The organism is Pseudarthrobacter sp. TAF60_1 (assembly GCF_052113505.1).
Taxonomy (GTDB): Bacteria; Actinomycetota; Actinomycetes; order Actinomycetales; family Micrococcaceae; genus Arthrobacter.
Map to the genome: position 1 here is coordinate 1 of NZ_JBFRDI010000003.1, position 17,744 is coordinate 17,744.

16 protein-coding genes are annotated in these 17,744 nt (G+C 68.3%); 10 read left to right on the forward strand and 6 right to left on the reverse strand.

Features of this window, described 5'->3' with window-relative positions:
* Positions 1-612: 612 nt before the first annotated feature.
* The 3 genes from AB4Y73_RS03655 to AB4Y73_RS03665 form a co-directional block, all read right to left on the reverse strand.
* On the reverse strand, positions 613-2,295 hold the full coding sequence (locus tag AB4Y73_RS03655; RefSeq protein ID WP_441868615.1) for a formate--tetrahydrofolate ligase: 1,683 nt from the start codon (positions 2,293-2,295) through the stop codon (positions 613-615).
* Between the two features lie 12 nt (positions 2,296-2,307).
* Complete coding sequence (gene mshA, locus AB4Y73_RS03660; protein WP_441868618.1) at positions 2,308-3,597, reverse strand: D-inositol-3-phosphate glycosyltransferase; 1,290 nt, start codon at positions 3,595-3,597, stop codon at positions 2,308-2,310.
* 61 nt (positions 3,598-3,658) lie between these two features.
* Positions 3,659-5,101 carry a family 4 glycosyl hydrolase gene (locus AB4Y73_RS03665; RefSeq protein WP_441868621.1) on the reverse strand — a complete coding sequence of 481 codons (1,443 nt, stop codon included), beginning with the start codon at positions 5,099-5,101 and terminating at the stop codon, positions 3,659-3,661.
* Between the two features lie 70 nt (positions 5,102-5,171).
* On the opposite strand from AB4Y73_RS03665, the gene AB4Y73_RS03670 reads away from it, so the two are divergent.
* The 6 genes from AB4Y73_RS03670 to tsaD all read left to right on the forward strand — a co-directional run bounded on the left by AB4Y73_RS03670 (position 5,172) and on the right by tsaD (position 10,631).
* Complete coding sequence (locus tag AB4Y73_RS03670) at positions 5,172-6,263, forward strand: carbohydrate kinase family protein (protein ID WP_441868624.1); 1,092 nt, start codon at positions 5,172-5,174, stop codon at positions 6,261-6,263.
* Between the two features lie 130 nt (positions 6,264-6,393).
* Complete coding sequence (gene alr / locus AB4Y73_RS03675) at positions 6,394-7,629, forward strand: alanine racemase (protein ID WP_441868627.1); 1,236 nt, start codon at positions 6,394-6,396, stop codon at positions 7,627-7,629.
* Positions 7,626-8,228, forward strand: a complete 603-nt coding sequence (gene tsaE, locus AB4Y73_RS03680; RefSeq protein ID WP_441868630.1) for a tRNA (adenosine(37)-N6)-threonylcarbamoyltransferase complex ATPase subunit type 1 TsaE — start codon at positions 7,626-7,628, stop codon at positions 8,226-8,228. Before alr ends, tsaE begins: the two co-directional genes overlap by 4 nt.
* Positions 8,228-8,899, forward strand: coding sequence for a tRNA (adenosine(37)-N6)-threonylcarbamoyltransferase complex dimerization subunit type 1 TsaB (tsaB, locus tag AB4Y73_RS03685; RefSeq protein WP_441868633.1), 672 nt, complete (start codon positions 8,228-8,230; stop codon positions 8,897-8,899). The genes tsaE and tsaB overlap by 1 nt, the downstream gene beginning before the upstream one ends.
* A 68-nt stretch (positions 8,900-8,967) precedes the next feature.
* Positions 8,968-9,492: a ribosomal protein S18-alanine N-acetyltransferase gene (gene rimI / locus AB4Y73_RS03690; RefSeq protein WP_441869757.1), complete on the forward strand. Its 525-nt coding sequence runs from the start codon at positions 8,968-8,970 to the stop codon at positions 9,490-9,492.
* The gene (tsaD, locus tag AB4Y73_RS03695) at positions 9,489-10,631 is read left to right on the forward strand and encodes a tRNA (adenosine(37)-N6)-threonylcarbamoyltransferase complex transferase subunit TsaD (RefSeq protein ID WP_441868635.1); all 1,143 of its coding nucleotides are present in this window, start codon (positions 9,489-9,491) and stop codon (positions 10,629-10,631) included. The genes rimI and tsaD overlap by 4 nt, the downstream gene beginning before the upstream one ends.
* 6 nt (positions 10,632-10,637) lie before the next feature.
* Here the strand turns inward: tsaD and AB4Y73_RS03700 are convergent, their stop codons facing one another.
* A complete protein-coding gene (locus AB4Y73_RS03700) occupies positions 10,638-11,789 on the reverse strand; it encodes a glutamate--cysteine ligase (RefSeq protein WP_441868638.1) in 1,152 nt (383 codons plus the stop codon).
* 74 nt (positions 11,790-11,863) lie between these two features.
* Here AB4Y73_RS03700 and AB4Y73_RS03705 point away from each other — a divergent pair, with 74 nt between their 5' ends.
* Both AB4Y73_RS03705 and AB4Y73_RS03710 read left to right on the forward strand, forming a co-directional pair.
* Positions 11,864-13,603 carry a glycoside hydrolase family 3 N-terminal domain-containing protein gene (locus tag AB4Y73_RS03705; RefSeq protein WP_441868641.1) on the forward strand — a complete coding sequence of 580 codons (1,740 nt, stop codon included), beginning with the start codon at positions 11,864-11,866 and terminating at the stop codon, positions 13,601-13,603.
* A gap of 88 nt (positions 13,604-13,691) precedes the next feature.
* Positions 13,692-14,522 (forward strand): shikimate 5-dehydrogenase, encoded by an 831-nt coding sequence (locus AB4Y73_RS03710; RefSeq protein WP_441868644.1) that lies wholly within the window; start codon positions 13,692-13,694, stop codon positions 14,520-14,522.
* A 34-nt stretch (positions 14,523-14,556) separates the two neighbouring features.
* Here AB4Y73_RS03710 and AB4Y73_RS03715 read toward each other — a convergent pair whose 3' ends face one another.
* A complete protein-coding gene (locus AB4Y73_RS03715) occupies positions 14,557-15,792 on the reverse strand; it encodes a THUMP-like domain-containing protein (protein ID WP_441868647.1) in 1,236 nt (411 codons plus the stop codon).
* Between the two features lie 54 nt (positions 15,793-15,846).
* Here AB4Y73_RS03715 and AB4Y73_RS03720 point away from each other — a divergent pair, with 54 nt between their 5' ends.
* Positions 15,847-16,230 (forward strand): hypothetical protein, encoded by a 384-nt coding sequence (locus tag AB4Y73_RS03720; protein WP_441868650.1) that lies wholly within the window; start codon positions 15,847-15,849, stop codon positions 16,228-16,230.
* 226 nt (positions 16,231-16,456) lie between these two features.
* On the opposite strand, the gene AB4Y73_RS03725 is transcribed toward AB4Y73_RS03720, so the two are convergent.
* Positions 16,457-16,645, reverse strand: coding sequence for a hypothetical protein (locus AB4Y73_RS03725; protein WP_441868653.1), 189 nt, complete (start codon positions 16,643-16,645; stop codon positions 16,457-16,459).
* 24 nt (positions 16,646-16,669) lie between these two features.
* On the opposite strand from AB4Y73_RS03725, the gene AB4Y73_RS03730 reads away from it, so the two are divergent.
* On the forward strand, positions 16,670-17,743 hold the full coding sequence (locus AB4Y73_RS03730) for a phospholipase D-like domain-containing protein (RefSeq protein WP_441868656.1): 1,074 nt from the start codon (positions 16,670-16,672) through the stop codon (positions 17,741-17,743).
* The last annotated feature ends 1 nt before the right edge of the window (position 17,744 follow it).

Here is a 17,744-nt window from a genome sequence, read left to right on the forward strand (position 1 = left end):
AAACAGTGAAGGGCCCACGGCGTGATCCCCGGCACCCGGCTTAATGACGGACTAAGAAGAAACATAGTGACTACGGCGTCGACAGGCGACCACAGGCACATTTTCAGCCCGGAACGGGCGCCCCGCAAGGGGCATACAAGCTTAATGTGGGTTTTCGGGCGATCCTCTCTCACTTAATGTGGGTTTTGACGCGACGCTCTCTCACCAACCGGTGGGGGAGCGTCGCGGCGTTAACCGTGAAACCGCGGAGACGCACGACGGCGTCACTCGCCCCTGCGGCCTCCCCGCCGATCGCCGCGGCATGGTTTCAAGGTTCAGTACCGCCCGCTTTACTGTTGCGAGGAGAACAAGGCGGGGGACGCCGTCGTCGGCCATTTTCACGAGGGAGCCCGACCTTAGCCGCTGTTGCCGCGGTAGAAGCGGCCGGCGCGTACGAGTACTCGATGCGTCGTTAAGTGAGAGAGCGTTGACCGAAAACCCACATTAAGTGAGAGAGCGTCCGTGAAAAACGCACATTAAACGAGAGAGCGTCCGTGAAAAACGCACATTAAGTGAGAGAGCGTCCGGTGGGCAGTGGGGGCGGGGCGGGGTGGGGGTGGGGGCGGCCCGGGGTTAGGTGAGGCCTACGGGGTTGCCGGCGTCGTCCACGTCCATGCGCATGGCGGCGGGGTCGGCGGGCAGGCCTGGCATGGTCATGACCGCTCCCGTCAACGCCACGATGAAGCCGGCGCCGGTTTTCGGGATGAGGTCGCGGACGTGGATGGTAAAACCTTTCGGCGCGCCGAGCCGGGAGGCGTCGTCGGTGAAGGAGTACTGGGTCTTGGCCATGCAGACGGGCAGCCCGGACCAGCCGTTCTTCTCGATGTCCGCCAGCCGCTTCAGGGCCGGCACGGAGAAGTCCACGCCGTCGGCACCGTAGATCTCCTGGGCGATGGTCCTGATCTTCTCCTCCACAGGCAGCTCCAGCGGATACAGGTGCCGGAATTTGTTCGGCGCAGCAACCACCGCCGCCACCTTCGCGGCGAGCTCGTCACCGCCGTCGCCGCCCCCGCCACGACCCCACACATCGGCGACGGCGGCCTGCACACCTTCCGCGGCACACCACTCCAGGAGCCAGTTCAGTTCCTCATCCGTATCAGAGGAGAACCGGTTAATGGCCACCACCGGCGTCACCCCGAACTTCTCCACGTTGTGGATGTGCCGCCGGAGATTGGCGACGCCGGCCTCCAGCGCCTCGAGGCCGGGTACCGTGAGCCGGTCCTTGGGCACGCCGCCGTGCATCTTGAGCGCGCGGACCGTTGCCACCACCACGACGGCGGAGGGCGCCACGTCAGCAATCCGCGCTTTGATGTCCATGAACTTCTCCGCGCCCAGGTCTGCGCCGAAGCCGGCTTCCGTGACCACGATCTCCGCGAGCCGCCGGGCCGTCTGGGTGGCGATCAGCGAATTGCAGCCGTGCGCGATGTTGGCGAACGGGCCGCCGTGAACCAGCGCGGGAGTGCCGGCGATGGTCTGCACCAGGTTCGGCTTGATGGCTTCCTTGAGGAGCAGGGTCAGCGCCCCCTGGACGCCGAGGTCCGCCACCGTGACCGGAACCCGGGAGTAGGTGTAGCCGAACGTGATCCGGCCCAGGCGCTCGCGGAGGTCGGCCAGGTCCGTCGCCAGGCAGAAAACGGCCATGATCTCGGAAGCCACCGTAATATCGAACCCGTCCTGGCGCGGCACACCCTGCGTCGGCCCGCCGAGCCCAATGATCACTTCGCGGAGGGAACGGTCGTTCATGTCCAGGACGCGCTTGAAGGTCATCCGCCGGGGGTCGATGTTCAGCTCGTTTCCCTGGAAGATATGGTTGTCCACGAGGGCCATCAAGGCGTTGTTGGCCGAGGTCACGGCGTGGAAATCACCTGTGAAGTGCAGGTTGATCTCGTCCATCGGCAGTACCTGGGAGTAGCCGCCACCGGTAGCCCCGCCCTTCATCCCCAGCACCGGGCCGAGCGAGGGCTCCCGCAGCGCGATCATCACTTTGTGCCCCGCCCGTGCCAGCGAATCGGCAAGCCCCACCGTGGTGGTCGACTTCCCCTCCCCGGCCGGAGTGGGCGACATGGCGGACACGAGCACAACCCGCCCGGACGGCGCCGGTGCCGTCAGGAGGGATGGATTGACCTTGGCTTTGTACCGGCCATACAGTTCCAACGCCTCAGCGTTGATGCCGGCCTCGGCGGCAATGTCCTCGATCGGCCGGATGATGGCCTGCCTCGCGATCTCGAGGTCGCTCAGGGGATGCAGGCCAGTCATTTCAAGCCCTCCTTAGGGCGCCGCGACGGCCGCGGCCGCCATTGTGGGCGCGGCCTGGACAGGCCGGCCCGCCGACTTCTCGTCGACGGCGGCGTGGTAGGTCTCCAGCGTGATGGCGGCAGTGCGGTTCCACCCCAGGTTTTCCGCCCCGATGGAGGCCGCCCGCCCCATGTCGGCCCGGGTGTCCGGATCGTCATACATGGCTTCGAGCGCGTCAGCCCAGTCCTTGGCATGGTGCCCGTCCACCAGCAGCCCGGTCCGGCCATGGTGGATGGCCCGCGACAGGCCGCCCACCCGGGTCCCCACCACGGGGGTCCCGCACGCCTGCGCTTCGATGGCCACCAGCCCGAACGACTCACTGTAGGAAGGCATCACCACAACGTCGGCAGACCGGAACCAGGACGCCAGTTCGGCCGCACCGACAGGCGGTAGGTGCGTCACGACGTCGTCCATTCCGGACTCGGCGATCAGCTGCCGCAGGTTGAAGTCCTTGTTGCCGCTCAGGGCCCCGAGGATGGTGACCCGGAGGTCGATTCCAGGCCGCCGCTTCCGCAGCAGGGCCGCAGCCTTCAGCAAAACCTGCGGACCCTTGAGCCGCTGGATGCGGCCGGCGAAGACCAGATGGAAGGTCTCCGGCGGGATGCCACGCTCCGCCCGGGACCGCGCCCGGAAGGCAGGCGTGAAAGTGCTGAGGTCCACGCCCGGCGGCGCCACATCGATCCGGTCGGAATCGGCCCCATAGTGCGAGACCAGCTCCGTGGCTTCAGCGCTGGTGTTGGCAATCAGGCGTGTTGCGCCGTCGACGATCCGGTGTTCGCCCTCTTCGCGCCGCCGCGGCTCGGGCTGTTCGCCCGACTGCAGCAGGAGATTCTTGACCTTGGCCATGGTGTGCATCGTGTGGACCAGCGGCACGCCCCAGAGCTCGGCAAGTTCCAGGCCGGCGATCCCGGACACCCAGTAGTGCGAATGGATCACGTCGTAACGGCCGTGCGGCTGGCGCAGGCGGATCTGCTCGATCTCGGCCACCATGCTGTGCAGCAGGGCCGGCAGTTCCTCCTTGGGGATTTTTCGCGGCGGCCCGGCAAACACGTTGTGGACGCACACGCCGGGGTCCGGGTGTTCGACGGCGGGCTGATTGGCTGAGGTGGAGCGTGTGAAGATCTCCACTTCGACGCCGGCTTCGGCCAGCGCCGACGCCAGTTCGCGGATGTAAACGTTCATTCCGCCGGCGTCGCCGGAGCCCGGCTGCTCCATGGGGGAGGTGTGGAGGGAAAGTAGCGCGACCCTGCGGATCGGTGTCATGGCCCCTCCTTCCCCATCCCGGCGCGGCTCCCGGCCCGGCTTTTGTCCACTCGGTAAAACACTACTCCTGCCGCCAAAGTGCACCCAGTGCGGGGAAGGCGCGCTCGTAGCCGGCCAGTAGCGCCGCCCCGAGCTGGGCTGAATCCACCAGCGGATGCCGGCTGAAGGCGTCGACGGCGGCAGCCCGGTCGCCGAGAGTCGCTGCACGGACAGTGAGCTGCTCCACCTCCTTGACCCGGCGCAGCAGGGCCAGTTGCTGCGGGCCAGGCTCCGACTGGGGAAGCGGCACCGCGCCGTCGGGCGTGACCGTGCAGGGGACTTCGACGACGGCGTCCGCCGGCAGTCCCGGGATGGCCCGGGTCGGAGGGGCTGATGCAGGGGTGGTCGCCTGGGCAGGAGGAGTGGGAAGGGTGTTGGGGGTGTTAAGGATCAGTTGGGTAGCGCGCTCCCCGGATGAGGCGCCGGGGCCGCCGGCCAGCGCGCGCATCACGGCCAGGGCCACCCGTTCGTAACCGCCGCCGGCGAGGTCGGCCTCGTCGCGCTGCTCACCGTGGGTCCGGGCCTCGGCCAGATAGCCTTCCTCACGGGAGCGGCGGGCGGCGTCCCACAACCGGTAGGCGTCCGCTCCGGAGGAAGCGAGCCGCGGGTAAAGGTCCGACTGCTGCTGATGGATGGACTCGCCGCGGGTGACGGCCATGGCCCGCATGGCCGCGGCCGCACCGTCCCGCTGGTAGTAGTAATAAAGGTATTCATTGGGCAAGGCGCCGAGCTCCGCGAGGAACGGCTGGGGGAAGAGCCGGCCTTCCTCAAAGGACGCGAGGGCAGCCGGGTCGGCGAGCAGCCCCGGCAGCAGATCCCGGCCGCCGGACTCCAGCCGGTACAGCCAGCCCAGGTGGTTCAGCCCGTAGTAGCCCACACCGTCGAGCCTCCCGTCCGCCAACGAAAGCCCGGCAGCATGGGCCGCCCGATGCACCAGCCCACCTGCGGAATCGCAGATCCCGATGACCTTGCGGCCGAGGACAGGCACGAGCGCTTCCGTGACCATGCCGGCCGGGTTGGTGAAGTTGATCAGCCAGGCGTGCGGGCTGAGCTCCCGCATCTGCCGTGCCAGGTGCAGCATTTCCGGGATGGTCCGCAGGGCGTAGGAGATCCCGCCCGCGCCGGTGGTTTCCTGGCCCAGCAGGCCGAGGTCCTGGGCCACGCGTTCGTCGGCGATCCTGCCCGCCGTGCCTCCGGGGCGGATGGCCGCAAACACCAGGTCCGCCCCGCGGAGCGCGTCCGGCAGGGACGTGGTGGTGCGGACGGCGGGCGGCCGCGCACTGCTGCGACTGCCGCCGTCGGACGTTGGCATGGCCCGCAGGACCGCGGCGATGGCACTCAGCCGGCCGGGGTCGACGTCGAACAGCACCAGTTCGCTGACCAGCCCGGCGAAGGGGCCCGAAGCCAGCGCCCGGTAGACAAGGGGCACGCGGAATCCGCCGCCGCCGGCAATCATGAGCCGCATAGTCAGCAGTGTAGGCCGCCGGCGGGCACACCCCTACCGCAGTGCGGCGGCAGGGCGTAGTCTGCGGGACATGGACGCCATCCCGGACCGCCGTTTCGATCCGCTTTCGTCAGTCCGCACACAGTCCGACGGCGGCTTCGACCTCATCCTGGCAGGCACCGTTTTCCAGGACATCATCTTCACCGGCCTGCCGCACGCCCCCGAGCCCGGCACCGAAATCTGGAGCGAAGGAATGGGCAGCTGCCCCGGCGGTGTGGCGAACCAGGCCATTGCTGCTGCGAGGCTGGGCCTGAAAACCGGACTCGCAGCCGCCTTCGGAGACGATGGTTACGGCGACTACAACTGGAAGATCCTGGCGGGGCAGGAGCACGTGGACCTCAGCTTGTCGCGCCGGGTGCCGGGTTGGCACTCGCCGGTCACCGTTTCGCTCAGTGTGGACAAGGACCGGTCCCTGGTGACGCACGGCCACGCGGCGCCCGTGACCTCGTCAGAACTGATCGGGACGCCGCCGCAGGCGCTCGCCGGCATTGCCGAACTGGACGTTGAGATTGAACCGTGGGCCAAGGCCGCGCACCAGGCGGGGGTCAAACTGTTCGGGGACGTGGGCTGGGATCCCAGCGGGGAGTGGGCGCCGGTCCGGCTCGAGAACCTGCAGTACTTCCACGCGTTCCTGCCCAACCAGCGCGAGGCGATGGCCTTCACCGGCAAGGACAACCCGTGGTCTGCCCTGTACGCCTTGGCCGATCGGGTGCCGGTGGCCGTGGTGACACTCGGTGCGCAAGGGGCCATGGCTGTGGACTCGGAGACTGGGGAGGAGGAGTGGGTGCCGTCGCTGCCGGTCACGGCCTTCGATCCCACCGGCGCCGGCGACTGCTTCGATGCCGCCTTCATTGTGGGCAGCCTCGCCGGCTGGCCGCTGGGAAACCGGCTCCGCTTCGCCAACCTCTGCGCCTCCCTCGCCGTCCAGGAGGTAGGCGGTTCGTTGGCCGCGCCGGGCTGGGGCGACATCGCCGACTGGTGGAAGCGCGCCAACGCCCGGCCGGAACGCCAGAGCAGCCAGTGGCTTCGCCGCTTCGGCTTCCTCGCCGACATTGTCAGCGACGTTCCGCAGGCTGCCCAGCGACGGGCCGCTGCCACCATCGCGCACCTCTCGGACGCGTAACGTCCGACGGCGGTGCGCCACCCCGTGTGCCCCGGCGGCGGCGCGGAGGGGCGGTGCTTTTGCGGTGCTGCGGCCCTGGGATTATCCGGCTGTGATTTGCGGCTGGGCCGCTCGCACTAGAATCACTAGGGTGACTTACCCCGCAGCAACCGGTAACTTCAGCGCGTCCCCAGGAACGGATCCCCTGTACGAGCGGTCCGCCGTGATCGATCTGGATGCCATCCGCCACAACGTCCGCCGGCTCGCCGGCGCGGCCTCACCCGCGAAGGTCATGGCCGTGGTGAAGGCCGACGCCTACGGGCACGGCGCGGTCCCGGTGGCCCGGGCCGCCCTGGAAGCCGGCGCCTCCTGGCTGGGCGTTGCGCACATCTCCGAGGCGCTGGCATTGCGTGCGGCGGGCATCGACGCGCCGCTGCTGGCCTGGCTGCACACCACCGAAAGCAACTTCGCCGCGGCGGTGGCTGCCGGCGTCGACATTGGCTGCTCCGGCTGGGAACTGGAGCGCATTGTGGCCGCCGCGCGGGACCAGGAACGCCCCGCACGGATTCACCTGAAAGTGGACACGGGCCTTGGCCGCAACGGCGCCACCCTCGAATCCTGGGACCAGCTGGTGGGTGAGGCCATGGAATACCAGGACCAGGGCCTCCTGCGCGTGGTGGGCATCTTCTCGCACCTCTCCGTGGCCGATGAGCCCGAACGGCCCGAAACCGACGAGCAGCTGGCCGTCTTCCGCGACGTGCTCGCCGTGGCGGAGGACGCCGGCGTTGACCCCGAGGTCCGGCACCTGGCCAACACCCCGGCCACGCTGTCCCGCCCCGACACGCACTTCGACCTGGTGCGCGTGGGCCTCGGCATCTACGGACTCTCCCCCTTTGAAGGCCAGACCTCCGCCGAGCTGGGACTCCGGCCCGCCATGACGCTGCGTACCCTCGTCTCCCAGTGCAAGGACGTCCCCGAGGGGCAGGGCGTCTCCTACGGCCTGCGCTACCGCACTAATGGACCCAGCAGCCTCGCGCTGATCCCGCTCGGCTACGCGGACGGCGTGCCGCGCGTGGCCACCGGCGGCCCGGTCCGGGTGGCCGGCCGGACCTATCCCGTGGTGGGCCGGATCGCCATGGACCAGATGGTCATCGACGTCGGCAACATCGGCCCCGCCGGCGCAGACCTCTTCGGCGCCGAGGCAGTGCTGTTCGGCAACGGAGACGACGACGGGCCCACGGCAGACGACTGGGCGGCCGCCGCCGGGACCAACAACTACGAGATCGTCACCCGGATCAGCCCCCGGGTGCCGCGCCGGTTCATTAACGAAAGCCCCGCCGTCGGGCATTCTCCCGCTCCGGGAGCCGCCGAAAAGGTGACCCCGTGAGCCAGCCCGCCCAGGCCGACTTGCCCAGCTGGGAACAGAAGCTCAGGGTCACGACGGCGGACCAGACCCACGCGCTCGGCGCGGCTTTGGGTCAGGTGCTGCAGGCGGGGGACCTGCTGGTGCTGACCGGCGAGCTGGGTGCCGGGAAGACCACGTTCACGCAGGGGCTCGGCGAGGGCCTGGGCGTGCGCGCGGGCATCATCTCGCCCACTTTTGTTCTGGTGCGTATCCATCCCAACTTGCCTGACGGCCCGCGGCCCGGCGGCCCGGATTTGGTGCACGTGGACGCGTACCGGCTGGGATCGGCGTCGGAAATTGACGACATTGACCTCGAAAACACGCTGGACTCTTCCGTGACGGTAGTGGAGTGGGGCCGCGGCCGGGTGGAGCATCTGAGCGAAAGCCGTCTGGAAGTGGACCTGCACCGCGCCATCGGGCTGGATGCCGTGGGCGCCTCGGAACCCATCCCCGGCCACACAGACATCCTGGACTTTGACACCGAGGACGACGACGAGCCCCGCACCATCATGATGCGAGGCTTTGGTCCGCGCTGGAGCACCAGGCCTGTCCTCGGCGGCGCCTTCGAAGGGACACCCTGATGCTCATTCTTGCGATCGACACCTCCGCCGTGGCCAGCGCCGCCCTGGTCTCCGACGACGCCATCGAAGGCGAAGTGGCGAGCTTCGCCACGGAGGACACCCGCAGTCACGCCGAAGTCCTGGCCCCCGGGATCGAGGCCCTGCTTGCTTCCGCCGGCGTCACCGGGCAGGACATTGACGCGATCGTTGTAGGGGTGGGGCCGGGCCCGTTCACCGGCCTGCGTTCCGGGATCGCCACAGCCCGCACGCTTGCTTTCGTTTGGGACAAGCCGCTGCACGGGGTGATGAGCCTCGACGCCGTCGCACTGGAAGTGGCCGAGTCCACCGATGCCGCGGCCGAGTTCCTCGTGGTCACCGATGCCCGGCGCAAAGAGGTCTATTGGGCCCGGTACAGCCTCTCGGAAGGTCAGTTGCCGCGGTTGGAGGACGGCCCCCAAGTCAGCTTCGCCGCAGACCTCCCGGACCTCCCGGCCTACGGGGCCGGCGCCGGACTCTACAGCGACGTGCTCCGCGCTGACCCCGGCTTCAGCAAGGAACAGCCGGACGCGTTGTATCTGGGCCAGTTCGCCCTGGCCCGGCTGGCTTCCGGCGCTCACCTGCTCGACTCCACGCCGCTGTACCTGCGGGAATCCGACGCCCAGGTCCCCGGGCCGCGGAAGCGGGCGCTGTGAGCACACCCGCCGGTGCGGACCGTCCCGGCGCCGACCCTGCCGGCGCTGACGGAGTGGCCTTCCGCGATATGGCCCTCGAGGACGTACCCGCCGTCAACGCCCTGGAACAGCGGCTGTTCCCCGCGGACGCCTGGCCGCTGGAGATGTTCCTGGCGGAACTGTCCCAGCCGGAAACGCGCCGCTACGTGGTGGCCGAAAGCGGCGGGGACATTGTGGGCTACGCCGGCCTGATGTGCATCGAGCCGATCGCGGATGTCCAGACCATCGCCGTCGTGCCCGAATTTGAAGGGCGCGGGATCGGATCGGCCCTCCTGACCCGGCTGATCGACGAGGCACGGCGCCGCCGGGCCGCGGACGTCCTGCTGGAGGTCCGCGAGGACAACCCGCGGGCGCAGCAACTCTACGTGCGGTTCGGTTTCGAGCAGATCCACGTGCGCCGCAAGTACTACCGCGACGGCGTCGACGCCCTCATCATGCGGCTGCAGCTGGTGCCGGACGGCGGGATCCCGCCCCACCGCCCGGCAGAGGCCGACCCGGCAGAAGCCAACCAGACAGAAGCCAACCCGACAACAACAGAAGCAGGACAGGCATGAACCGCTCGCAGCCCCTGGTGCTGGGCATCGAATCCTCCTGCGACGAAACCGGCGTGGGCATCGTCCGCGGCACCACGCTGCTCACCAACACCGTGTCCTCCTCGATGGACGAACACGTGCGCTTTGGCGGGGTGATCCCGGAGATCGCCTCCCGCGCGCACCTCGACGCCTTTGTCCCCACTTTGCGCCAGGCGCTGGCCGATGCCGACGTGAAACTGGAGGAGGTGGACGCCATCGCGGTCACCTCCGGACCCGGGCTCGCCGGAGCACTGATGGTGGGAGTGTGCGCGGCGAAGGCGCTGGCAGTGGCCACCGGCAAGCCGCTGTATGCGATCAACCACCTGGTGGCGCACGTTGGTGTCGGGCTCCTCGATGGCAGCCCCAATGAAAGCGTGAAGGCCGACGGCGGGGCGCCGGCTTCGTCGCCGAACGTCGCCGCGGGTGCCCCCCGCCTTCCCGGGAACCTCGGTGCCCTGCTGGTTTCGGGCGGCCACACCGAGATCCTGAAGATCAACAGCATCACCGATGATGTCCAGCTTCTGGGGTCAACCATCGACGACGCCGCCGGCGAAGCCTACGACAAAGTGGCCCGCATCCTCGGCCTCGGCTACCCGGGCGGCCCGGCCATCGACAAGCTGGCCCGCACCGGCAACCCCAAAGCCATCCGGTTCCCGCGCGGGCTCAGCCAGCCCAAGTACATGGGCACCGCCGAGGAACCCGGCCCGCACCGTTACGACTGGTCCTTCAGCGGACTCAAGACCGCCGTCGCGCGCTGCGTGGAACAGCTCGAAGCCCGCGGCGAGGAGGTCCCGGTGGCCGACATCGCCGCGGCCTTCCAGGAGGCAGTAGTGGATGTGATCACGTCCAAGGCCGTGCTGGCCTGCCGCGAGCACGGCATCAAGGATGTCCTGCTGGGCGGGGGAGTGGCGGCCAACTCGAGGCTGCGGGAGCTCACCGGCCAGCGCTGTGCCTCGGCCGGAATCAAACTCCACGTGCCGCCGCTGGACCTGTGCACCGATAACGGGGCCATGGTGGCGGCCCTGGGCGCGCAGCTGGTGATGGCAGGGATCGGACCGAGCGGCATTCGCTTCGCCCCCGACTCCTCAATGCCCGTGACCGCAGTGTCCCTCCCCGCCTGACCCGGATCAGCCCGTCGGGCCGTTCCGCATCTGCTTCACGAGGTCAAGCACCACGGCCCGCAGGTCCCCGCCGTGCTCGGCAGCGACGCGGCGCTGGCGCTGATACCCGGCGCCCCGGCGGATGATCTTGTCGACGTCGGCCAGCTCGTCACTGCAACCGAGCTTGGCGGCGACCGGCTCCAGCCGGTTCAGGGTTTCCATCAGGTGGTCGGTGACCAGCTGCTCGTTGCCGGCGGCATCGAGGATGATGATCGCGTCCATGCCGTAGCGGGCGGCCCGCCACTTGTTCTCCTGCACATGCCACGGCGGCATGGTGGGGATGGTGCCGCCATTGTCCAGCGTGGTGGAGAATTCGTCCACAAGGCACTGGGTGAGGGCGGCGATGGCGCCCACTTCCTCCAGCGTGGCCAGGCCGTCGCAGATGCGCATCTCGATGGTGCCGAAATGCGGGACGGGCCGGATGTCCCAGCGGATTTCGGAGAGGGAATCGATCACCCCGGTGGTGAACATGTCCTGCGCATAGGATTCGAAGTCCTCCCACCGGGAAAACTGGAACGGCAGGCCGGCGGTGGGCAACTGCTGGAACATGAGGGCCCGCTGTGAGGCGTAGCCGGTGTCTTCGCCGCCCCAGAACGGGCTCGAGGCCGAAAGCGCCTGGAAATGCGGGAAGTAGTTGACCAGCCCGTCGAGAACCGGCAGGACCTTCTCACGCCGGTCCAGGCCCACATGGACGTGCACTCCGTAAATGACCATCTGCCGGCCCCACCACTGGGTGCGGTCGATCAGTTTGGCGTAGCGTGCCTTGTCCGTCACCGGCTGCAGCTGCGGCGGGCTGAACGGGTGGCTGCCGGCGCAGAAGACCTCCACGCCCATGGGATCGGTGATTTCGCGGACGGCTGCCAGGGAGCTGCCCAGGTCCGCCTTGGCTTCCGCCACGGTGGTGCAGATTCCCGTGACAAGTTCCACCGTGTTCAGCAGAAGTTCCTGCTTGATGTGGGGATGCTCGTCATCTTCGTTGAGTTCAGGGTGCTTGGCCATAACACCGCGCAGCACCTCATTGGCCACGGACGCCAGTTCGCCGGTCTGGCCGTTGACCAGGGCCAGCTCCCATTCCACACCGAGAGTTGATTGCTTCGATGAAGCGAAATCAATCTTCAAATGCGTTCCTCACTGTTCGGCTGTCCGGGGCTGTGCGCCGCGTTCAAGTCTAGTGCAGGGGTAGCATCGTCCTAATGGCTTTGTTCGACCGGACCCGTGACAGTATTCACAAAATTACCCTCCCTCTTGCCGCTGCTGCCCTCGCAGCCGTGCTGACCGCCTGCACCGCTATCCCGGCCCCGGCGCCGGGGGTTACTGGTTCCGCGCCGGCCTCCGAGCCCGCATCCGCCTCGCCGTCACCATCAGAATCAGAACGGCCGACGGCGGCACCTCCTTCGGCGTCGCCCTCACCCGATCCCGGGCTGAGGCCGCTGGGGTGGGGCCCGGAACAGCGGGATCACGATGTAGCCGCCGCTGCCGTGTCGGCAATGTCTGTGGAGGAGAAGGCGGGACAGGTGCTGATGCCCGTGTACAAGGGGACCGATCCTGCAGCGCAGGCGGCCACCATTGAACGCCTTCACCTCGCCGGTTCCATCATCATGGGCGACAACATCCCGCCGGATGCCAACGGCCAGGCCAACCCTTCAGCCATGACGGCGGTGAACAAACGCCTCTCGCAGGCCACCCGCGCCGACGGCAGGCCGTGGCCCGGGCTGATCGGGGTGGACCAGGAAGGCGGGACCGTGACCAGGCTGGGCGCACCGCTGACGGAATGGCCCACACCCCAGAGCTACGGTGCCGCGGGCAACGTGGCCCTGGCCAGGGACGCCGGCCGGGCCATGGCCTCCGAGCTCGCGCCCCTGGGGTTCAACCTCGACTTCGCGCCGGACTCCGACGTCACCATCGGCCCGGCGGATCCCACCATCGGCGCACGGTCCATGTCAGGGAACCCGGACCAGGCCGGGCAGCTGGCCGTGGCGTCCTCCCAAGGGATGCAGGAAGCTGGCGTCCTGCCCGTCATCAAACATTTCCCGGGCCACGGCTCCGTCACCGTGGACTCGCACCAGGACCTTCCGGTGCAGCCCGCCGGCATCGCCGAGCTCGAGGCCCGCGACTGGAAGCCGTTCCGGGCCGCCGTCGCCGCCGGTGTCCCGATCATCATGACGGGCCACATCGCCGTGCCCGCGCTCGAACCCGGCGTGCCGGCGTCGTTATCAGCACCGACCTACGCGACCCTGCGCGGCATGGGCTTCAAGGGTGTAGCAGTGACCGACGCCCTGAACATGGGCGCCGTGAACAAGAGATACCCCGGCGGTTCCGCTGCCCCGGCTGCGCTCGCCGCCGGCGCGGACCTGCTGCTGATGCCCGCCGACGTGGGGCAGGCGCATGCCGCCATTGTGGCTGCCGTGGCCGCCGGAGCGGTGCCGGCGGCCCGGCTGGACGAGGCTGCAACGCGGGTGGCCACCATGATGACCTGGCGCGGCCGGACCGCCTCATCCCCGGGTGCCCCGCAGGGAACCGTCCCCGGCGGCAGCGGCGACACGTCAGCGCGGGCGTCCGCCGCAGCCATCACCGTCCTGTCCGGGCAGTGTTCCGGGCCGATCGCCCCGTCAGGTGTCCGGATTGCCGGGGGTTCGGACCAGGACAGGGCACGGTTCGCCGCCGCCGCTGCCAAGGCCGGGCTCAGCATCGGCCAGGGTCCCCTGGTCACGCTCGTCGGCTACGCGGGACGTCCTGCAGAAGGCGACATTGCCGTGACGCTCGATGCGCCCTGGCCGCTGGCGGGCTCCAGCGCGCCCGTGAAGATTGCCCTCTACGGCCGGACCCCGGGCGCCTTCGATGCGCTGGTTGCCGTGCTCACCGGGAAGGCGGCCGCCCCCGGAAAGCTGCCCGCCGCCGTCGGAAGCTTCCCGGCCGGCACCGGCTGCTCCTAACCCCAACTAGGTAGCAGCACATGTCGTTATGAGCCCTCAAAACGACATCTACTGCTACCTAGTTGGGGGAGACAGGTTTAATGGTGAGGTGCCCATTCTGAATAAAGACATGACCCTCTGCATCTCGCTGTCGGCCCGGCCCAGTAACAACGGGACCCGGTTCCACAACCACCTTTACGAGCAGCTGGACCTGAACTGGATCTACAAGGCGTTTGCCCCGACGGACCTGGCCCAGGCGATTGCCGGCGTCCGGGGCCTGGGGATCCGCGGCTGTGCGGTGTCCATGCCGTACAAGGAGGACGTGATGGCCCTCGTGGATGAGCTGGACCCTTCCGCCAAAGCCATCGATTCGGTCAACACCATCGTCAACAGCAACGGTCACCTCAAGGCCTACAACACCGACTACACGGCCATCGAACAGCTCCTCCAGGGCAACGCCGTGCCCACGGACTACTCCGTGCTGGTCCAGGGCGCCGGCGGGATGGCCAAAGCCACGGTCGCCGCACTGCGCGACGCCGGCTTCACCGACGTCACCGTCATCGCCCGGAACGAGAAAACCGGCCGCGCGCTCGCGGAACAGTACGGCTTCCGGTGGCGGAAAGCGCTCGACGGCGGCACGGTCGACATGATCATCAACGTCACGCCTATTGGTATGGAAGGCGGTATGGCCGGAGGCCCCGACGCCGACTCACTGTCCTTCCCCGAGGATGCCATTGGGGCGGCCAAAGTGGTGTTCGACGTGGTGGCGCTGCCTGCCGAAACGCCCCTGATCAAGGCTGCGCGGGCTGCCGGGAAACAGGTCATCACAGGTGCCGAGGTGGCCACCATCCAGGCGCTCGAGCAGTTTGTGCTTTACACCGGGGTGCGTCCCACCGACGAGCAGGTCCGGGCTGCTGAGGACTTCATGCGCGCCCAGTAGGACGCGCCGGCAGGGCTCACCCGGCAGGAACGGTCTAGACGGGTTCCACCGAGATGGCCACCCGGTCCTCCCCAATGCGGGTCAGGACCAGGGTGGCCGTCTTGGTTCCGGCCTTCTTGTTTTTGTATCCGGCCTTGCCGGCTGGGAGCAGCTGCTTCCGCAGCTCTTCCGGAGTAACTGACATGCCGCGCTTTTTGATGTCCAGCACCGTGATTCCGTGGTCCTTGACCCAGGCCTTGAGCGCCTTGACGTTGTACGGCATCACCTCCAGGACCTTGTAGGCGCGGGCGAAGGGCGTGTCCAGCAGGTCCGGCGCGCAGATGTAGGCGATGTGTTCGTCCAGCAGGTGCCCGCCCAGTTGAAGCGCGACGTCGGCCACCAAGCCTGCGCGGATCACCGCACCGTCGGGTTCGTACAGGTAGCCCTCTGCCGGGCCTACCGGGGCGGCGGGACCGCCGTCGAAATCCTGGGCACTGGTGATCTCGGCGGCACCCTGCGGCCCGAGAAGCAGGGCGGCACGGCGGACGCCGGGGCGGCTAACGGAGTTGAACCAGAGGGTCACCTCGGTGACGTCGCCGCCCACGGAGACCCACTGCGCCTCGCAGCCGGCCGGCACTGATTCGTGCGGCATGCCCGGTCCCATTTTGACGCCCACCGCCCGTCCGGTGGCCGCGAGCGATTCCACAAAGGACAGCGGCGGCGAGAACGCCTCAGGATCCCAGATCCGTGTGGTGCCCGAGGTGGAGGTGACCCGGCGGGCGGGATCCAGCCACACGCCGTCGACCCCTTCCAAGGAAACAGCCGTGGCGTCGGAATGCACCACCGTGGCGTTGGGGAACGGGATGAGGTTGACGGTGGCGCAGGCCGCGGTGGTTTCGTCCAGCTCCACTGCCGTGACCGTGATGTCCATCGATGCCAGGGCCAGGGAGTCGGCTGCCAGTCCGCAGCCGAGGTCCGCCACGTGGCGGATGCCCGCCTGTGCGAAGCGCTCCGCATGCCGGGCGGCGACGTTGAGTCGGGTGGCCTGTTCAAGGCCTGCCTGGGTGAACAGCATGCTCCGGGCGAACTCCCCGAACTTCAGTTCAGCCTTGGTGCGCAGCCTGGACTGGGTGAGGACGGCTGAGACGAGTTCGGGGGAGTGCCCGGCCTTACGGAGCCTCGAGTTGAGCTCGAATGCCTCGTCCTCCCGGTACGGCCCCAGGGATGCCAGCAGCTCCCACCCCTCGCTCGTCAGCAGTGGGGCGATCTGTTCCTGCGGTGCTTGAGACATGGGTTCAAGCCTAGTGGAGGTGGCCAAGCCACGGTTCCGGCTAGGGTTGAAGATATGGAAGACAGTGCAGGCCCCCAGCCGTCCGGACCGCCCCGAAACAACCGCACGGACCTGGTGAAGATTGCCCGCCCCGCCCTGATCGCCGGAGCCGCAATCGCCGTTGTCTGCATCGCCCTGCTGGTGATCATCTTCTTCCTGGACACCTTCAACGCCACCGTCTATTCCGTGGGCGGCAACGACATCCAGGACGCCACCGACGAAGCCCGGCAGATCCGGGACCTGTACACCGGGGCCCGGGTGGGCGGCATTATCCTGCTGGTGATTTCGCTGCTGGCCGCAGCGGGCGGGGCGGTTGTGTTGTACCTCAATCGCGGCGCCGCTGATGAAGGTGACGACGGCGACGAGGACGTGGACTTCGACGACCTCGCCGGCCGCTAAGGCCCGGACCGGTCACCCACGGGGCCGCGGCACAGATTGGTGGGCGGCGCATAGGCTACTTTGGAGACCGCGCACTGGCGCATTGCGTGGCCCGAAGGAGCGTTTATGGACAGTGATTCCGGTACCTGGTTCCTGAGCCGAGAAGAGCGGGGGAACCCTGCCGCGGGCGTGCAGGCGGGCGGAGCAGCATCGCCGTCCTGGTCGGAGGGCAATCTCGTGCGGCCGATCAAACGAGCTCCACGGCCGTGAAATCAACGAGGCCGGCGGAGAGGTGCTGCTGGATCAGCGGGTACGCATGTTCGGGTCCCATCACCAAAAGCTCTTCGTCATCCGCCACCGTGACAATCCGTCGCGGGACGTCGCATTCGTGGGCGGCCTCGACCTTTCCCACAGCCGCAGGGACGACGCCCGCCACACGGGAGATCCCCAAGCGGTAGACATGGATTCCCGATACGGGAAACGGCCCCCGTGGCACGATGCCACCCTCGAACTGCGCGGGCCCGTGGTGGCTGATGTGCTGGACGTGTTCGCTGAACGTTGGAACGATCCCCATCCCCTCGACCGGCGCACTCCCTACCGGATGCTGCTGCAACGCCTCGCCCGGATGCCACGGCATCCGGAGCCGCTCCCGCCCGCTGCGCCGCCCCCACCGCCGGCGGGCCCGCATGCCGTGCAGCTGCTGCGGACCTACGGGGTGAAGCGCCCTCCGTTCCCCTTCGCACCGCACGGAGAGCGGAGCATTGCGCGCGCCTGCGCCAAAGCCTTCGCCCGCGCCCGTTCGCTGATTTACATCGAGGACCAGTACCTGTGGTCGACGGAGGTCGCTGCCGGAATCGCGGATGCCCTGGAACGGAATCCCGGCCTGAACGTGATCATAGTTGTGCCTAAGGTCCCGGATGCCGACGGGCTTCTCGGAGGGCCGCCGAGGCGCGTCGGGCAACTGAATGCCATCGGGATGCTGCGCCGGGTTGCGCCGGACAGGGTCGGGGTGTTCGACCTGGAGAACAGTGCCGGCACGCCGATTTACGTCCATGCCAAGATCTGCATCATCGATGACGTCTGGTTCACCTGCGGATCGGACAACTTCAACCGCCGATCCTGGACCACAGACAGCGAACTCACGTGCGCCGTACTCGACACAACACTCGACACAACACTCGACACGACGGCGGGTAACGGCGAGCTTCCCGGCATTAGAGCCGACCACCAGGCCTCCCGGCCCCTGGCCCAGGCGCTCCGGCTCCAACTCTGGGCTGAACACCTGGGCCGGGACCAGGACGACCCGGAACTCCAGGACCCGTCGGCCGGCCTCAGGCTTTGGGACGCCGCCGCCGATGCCCTTGACCAGTGGCACGAAACCGGCCGCCGTCCGCCCCGACCGGCCGGACAGGTGCGCCAGCACACTGTAGAACCAGTATCGCCCCGCCAACGTCGCTGGGCGCTCCCGATCAGCCGTCTCATCGTTGACCCAGACGGCCGTCCCCGCCGCCTTCGCGGCACCAACGAGTTCTAGC

Coding starts and splice junctions, on each gene's coding strand:
- rimI (WP_441869757.1), top strand. CDS start 8,968: ATGGCCCTCGAGGACGTACCCGCCGTCAACGCCCTGGAACAGCGGCTG.
- AB4Y73_RS03705 (WP_441868641.1), top strand. CDS start 11,864: ATGGCTTTGTTCGACCGGACCCGTGACAGTATTCACAAAATTACCCTC.
- mshA (WP_441868618.1), bottom strand. CDS start 3,597: ATGACACCGATCCGCAGGGTCGCGCTACTTTCCCTCCACACCTCCCCC.
- AB4Y73_RS03670 (WP_441868624.1), top strand. CDS start 5,172: ATGGACGCCATCCCGGACCGCCGTTTCGATCCGCTTTCGTCAGTCCGC.
- tsaD (WP_441868635.1), top strand. CDS start 9,489: ATGAACCGCTCGCAGCCCCTGGTGCTGGGCATCGAATCCTCCTGCGAC.
- AB4Y73_RS03655 (WP_441868615.1), bottom strand. CDS start 2,295: ATGACTGGCCTGCATCCCCTGAGCGACCTCGAGATCGCGAGGCAGGCC.
- AB4Y73_RS03665 (WP_441868621.1), bottom strand. CDS start 5,101: ATGCGGCTCATGATTGCCGGCGGCGGCGGATTCCGCGTGCCCCTTGTC.
- AB4Y73_RS03715 (WP_441868647.1), bottom strand. CDS start 15,792: ATGTCTCAAGCACCGCAGGAACAGATCGCCCCACTGCTGACGAGCGAG.
- AB4Y73_RS03720 (WP_441868650.1), top strand. CDS start 15,847: ATGGAAGACAGTGCAGGCCCCCAGCCGTCCGGACCGCCCCGAAACAAC.
- AB4Y73_RS03730 (WP_441868656.1), top strand. CDS start 16,670: ATGGATTCCCGATACGGGAAACGGCCCCCGTGGCACGATGCCACCCTC.
- tsaB (WP_441868633.1), top strand. CDS start 8,228: ATGCTCATTCTTGCGATCGACACCTCCGCCGTGGCCAGCGCCGCCCTG.